Consider the following 3614-nt stretch of genomic DNA (forward strand, 5'->3'; position numbering starts at 1 on the left):
TCCGAGGGATTTGTAGGGGTGAGCCCAATGACATGAAGCCTCGGCTGCTCGAACCCGGACCCGCGAAAAGGTACTGCCATCTCCGAGGTGAAAGTGCGCTCTTCCCTCATATGAAAGAAATTTGACTTGGCCCGAAACCAATCTGCAACAAAGCGCGGACTCTAGCGGCATGATCTGGATACAGGCCACCCGCAGAGTTGACCGAACGAAAACAGCCGGCACAAACGAAGATGAACATGCAATCGAACGCGATCTCCTGGCTCTTCAGGATAAGCATAGCCGCAGCGATGATTGGCGGCGTCGGCACCTTCGCCGGCAGCCCGACGACGAAGCTTGCGGAGATGACTTCAAGCGAAGTTTCGACGCTGCATGCCGCACTCTTTTTCGCCACGGTCTGGATCGTGTCCAGTCTGCGCATCAACCGGCTCAAGGCCCTCTGGCGGGTCGGTTTTGGGCTGAAGACGATGCGCGGCCCCTCCGGCAACTTGCAGCCGAGAGGACCGAAGGCCCGCGCCGCGACGGGGGGCTCCGCTGGCGGCGCGGGCGCTTCGGGGGTTTCCCTGAAGACATGATCCCGAACCGAAAGACCGCATCGCGACAAGTGGTGCTGGTTTTCGGGAAAAGATTGTGCCCGAAAACAGGCCATACCCAGCAGATCTGAATTTGGGGAACGGATACGATGAACACGAAATTTGCAGCTTCGGTGCTTTCCGCACTTCTCTACGCACAGGGCCTGCTCGGCTTTGCCGGCCTCGCCACCGTGCTTCTTAGGGATCGTGCCCATGCGAGCGAATTCGTCGCCGCCAGCGAAATGCCGTCAGGTCCGTCGGTTCTTGTGGTCCGCTGAGCGCCTGGGCCTGTGGGCAATACGGTGAGGGCCCCGGCCTCAGTCGGCGAACTGCGTCGGCGGATCGAACCGGTAGCCTGCACCCCTTATAGTGGTGATGGTTTCGGTGTCGAGCTTGCGGCGCAGCCGCACGATGCGCGAATCGATCGAGCGATCGAAGGCATCGGCATTTTCGGCGGGCGCGGCGGCAATGATGTCGTCGCGCGTCAAGACCTTGCGCGGACTGGCCAGGAACAATCTGAGCAGCGCCACCTGACCCGGCGACAATTGTTCTTCCGTGCCGGAGCGATGCATGACCATGGCCGACCGGAGGTCGACCGTCGCGTTCTCCAGCACGACCAATTCCCCGGCGTTTCTGCCGCGCCGTGCCAGCAAGCCGCCGATACGGGCGGCGAGTTCCCTGACATTGAGCGGGCTTTCGACGACGTCGGCGGCGCCGAGTTCGAGCGCCAGCACCTTGTCGACGAGATCGGCCGGCCGGCAGATCAGGATGAAATCCGGCCCGCCCTCGCCGCCATGGCGCCTGAGCAGATCACGCCCTTCCGCCTGGCTGAGGCTGTCGCCGACGACGACGACATCGATACCCTTTCCGGAAAGCAGGGATTCGGCCTCCCACGGCTGCCGCACCGCCCGCACGTCATGACCACGCCGTTCGAGATGGTCGGCGAGATCGGTCGCGACCACTTCGGCGACGGAAACAAGCGCGATGACGGATCGTGCAGCCATTTTTTTCCACCCTGCAACCGGCAACCCAAGATGAGTGCTGGACATGATGTTTATACCCAATCTACTTTCCGCTGAAAGCGGGAGCGAGAGCATAGTGCGGGCACGAATTGTCATCGTCGAGGACGAGCCGGATCTGAGAGACGCGGTCGCCGAGTATCTCGGCGCCAGCGGCTACGATGTCGCGACGGCCGAGAGTGCCAGCGCCGCGCGAACTTTGCTGGAAACGCAGTCGTTTCATCTGGCCATCCTCGACATCGCCATGCCAGGCGAGGACGGCCTGTCGCTTGGCCGCTGGCTGCGCTCGAAAATGCCTATCGGCATTATCTACGCCACTGCCGCCGGCACTGCGCTCGACCGCATCGTCGGGCTGGAACTCGGCGCCGACGACTACATCGTCAAGCCTTACGAATTGCGCGAGGTGCTGGCGAGGGTCCGCAGCGTGCTGCGCCGCGTGCCGCAGCCGGCCGAACCACAGGGCGCCAAGGCCGAAACAACTGCCAACCGCCGTTTTATGAGCTTCGGCCCTTTCCATGCCGATCTCGACGGCCGGTTCGTCACCGGCACCAATGGAACGGTCATCGACATGGCCAAGAGCGAGTTTGACGTGCTGGAGGTCTTCCTGACGCGTGCCAACCGTTTGCTGACGCGTGCGGCGATCTCCGAGGCGATCGGCTTCGAGGAAGATCCTGAATCGTCACGCGCGGTCGATATCCGCATCATGCGGCTGAGAAAGAAGATCGAGGCGGACCCGGCCAACCCGAAATTCCTGCGCACAGTCCGCGGCGAAGGCTATATCTTCTCGCTGCCGACCGGCGAAAGCAACTGAGCGGCGCGATCACTGGTAACCACTCTCGGTGGCACGACTGTGAAATGACGGCTGACCATGACGGCTGAAGCAGCACGCAGCGATATGCACGGCGTCAGGCAGGGCGCGGCGATGGCGGCTGTCCATGTTGTTCGCCGGCTTCGCGAAGCCGGCGACTGGCAGCGCGAGATGGACAGCATCCTTGAAACGCTCTGCGGGGCCATGGATTGCCAGCGCGGCATTCTGTTTCGGCTGCGCGAGCTGCCCGGCCAGGGCTTTGCCCAGTCGGTCGCGGCTTACTGGATCAACCCCCGATTTGGTGGCGAACTGGCGTCGCCAACGGTAATCATGCAGTCGGTTGTCAATTCGGACCCACTGCTGGAACGGTTGGCGGAGGACGAGCGGCAAGGCAAGATCTTCGCGGGACACACGCGCGACCTCGAAGGCTTTCTGAGAACCGACTTCGAAAAGCAGCACATCAAGTCGTTCCTGTCGGTGTCGGTCTTTGCGCATGGCCATCTGTGGGGCACGCTGGCGGTCAACGACTGCGTGAACGAGCGCGAATGGACCGACGAGGAAGAGGCAACGCTGCACATCGTCGCATTGGCCATCGGCGACGCCATCGAACGATCGCTTTCCGATGCGCATGCCAGCGAAGTCATCCGCCGCACCATGTTGCAGGCCTCGCTCGACGCCATCATAGTCATCGACGAGACCGGTTCGATCATCGAGTTCAATCCCGCCGCCGAAAAGATGTTCGGCTATCAGCGCAGCGACATCCTCGGCAAGGACCTGCTCGACACCGTCGTTCCGGAATATTATCGCAAGGGATATGTGTCGGGCGCCGAATACATGTCGGGCCGCGGCGCGCCGATGGTCGGCCAGCGGATCGAGACCGTCACCCAGAATGCGGCCGGCGAGGTCTTTCCGATCGAACTGACGGCGACCGAGATGCGAGTCGCCGACCGCCGCCTGATCTTCGGCTCGATCCGCGACCTTCGCGACAAATTGCGCGCCGAGGAGGAGATCGGCCGCCAGCGCGAAAAGCTGCACCAGAACGAGAAGATGGCGGCGATGGGCTCGCTGCTTGCCGGCGTGTCACACGAGCTCAACAACCCGCTTGCCGTGGTGGTCGCACAATCGACGCTGTTGCACGAGTTCGCTTCAGACCCGCAGACCAAGGTGCGCGCCGAAAAGGTGCGCGCCGCCGCCGAGCGTTGCGGCCGCATCGTCAAG

5 protein-coding genes are annotated in these 3614 nt (G+C 62.6%); 4 read left to right on the top strand and 1 reads right to left on the bottom strand.

Translation table 11 applies throughout. The features are described 5' to 3' along the window. Positions 1-230 precede the first annotated feature (230 nt). Both EOA85_RS38265 and EOA85_RS30285 read left to right on the top strand, forming a co-directional pair. Positions 231-572 (top strand): hypothetical protein, encoded by a 342-nt coding sequence (locus EOA85_RS38265; RefSeq protein ID WP_065007516.1) that lies wholly within the window; start codon positions 231-233, stop codon positions 570-572. 107 nt (positions 573-679) lie between these two features. Continuing rightward, positions 680-847 (top strand): hypothetical protein, encoded by a 168-nt coding sequence (locus EOA85_RS30285; protein ID WP_084831313.1) that lies wholly within the window; start codon positions 680-682, stop codon positions 845-847. Positions 848-886: 39 nt separating this feature from the next. Here EOA85_RS30285 and EOA85_RS30290 read toward each other — a convergent pair whose 3' ends face one another. Beyond that, the gene (locus EOA85_RS30290) at positions 887-1573 is read right to left on the bottom strand and encodes a response regulator transcription factor (RefSeq protein WP_065007437.1); all 687 of its coding nucleotides are present in this window, start codon (positions 1571-1573) and stop codon (positions 887-889) included. 46 nt (positions 1574-1619) lie between these two features. Between EOA85_RS30290 and EOA85_RS30295 the strand changes: the two genes are divergently transcribed. Both EOA85_RS30295 and EOA85_RS30300 read left to right on the top strand, forming a co-directional pair. Next, positions 1620-2399, top strand: a complete 780-nt coding sequence (locus EOA85_RS30295) for a response regulator transcription factor (RefSeq protein WP_206523397.1) — start codon at positions 1620-1622, stop codon at positions 2397-2399. A gap of 57 nt (positions 2400-2456) precedes the next feature. Beyond that, on the top strand, positions 2457-3614 hold a 1158-nt coding region (locus EOA85_RS30300; protein WP_164759984.1), incomplete at its 3' end, for a PAS domain S-box protein.

This window comes from Mesorhizobium sp. M5C.F.Ca.IN.020.29.1.1, assembly GCF_003997375.1.
In the GTDB taxonomy this organism is placed as follows: Bacteria; Pseudomonadota; Alphaproteobacteria; order Rhizobiales; family Rhizobiaceae; genus Mesorhizobium; species Mesorhizobium wenxiniae.

Coding starts and splice junctions, on each gene's coding strand:
- EOA85_RS30295 (WP_206523397.1), top strand. CDS start 1,620: ATGTTTATACCCAATCTACTTTCCGCTGAAAGCGGGAGCGAGAGCATA.
- EOA85_RS38265 (WP_065007516.1), top strand. CDS start 231: ATGAACATGCAATCGAACGCGATCTCCTGGCTCTTCAGGATAAGCATA.
- EOA85_RS30290 (WP_065007437.1), bottom strand. CDS start 1,573: ATGGCTGCACGATCCGTCATCGCGCTTGTTTCCGTCGCCGAAGTGGTC.
- EOA85_RS30285 (WP_084831313.1), top strand. CDS start 680: ATGAACACGAAATTTGCAGCTTCGGTGCTTTCCGCACTTCTCTACGCA.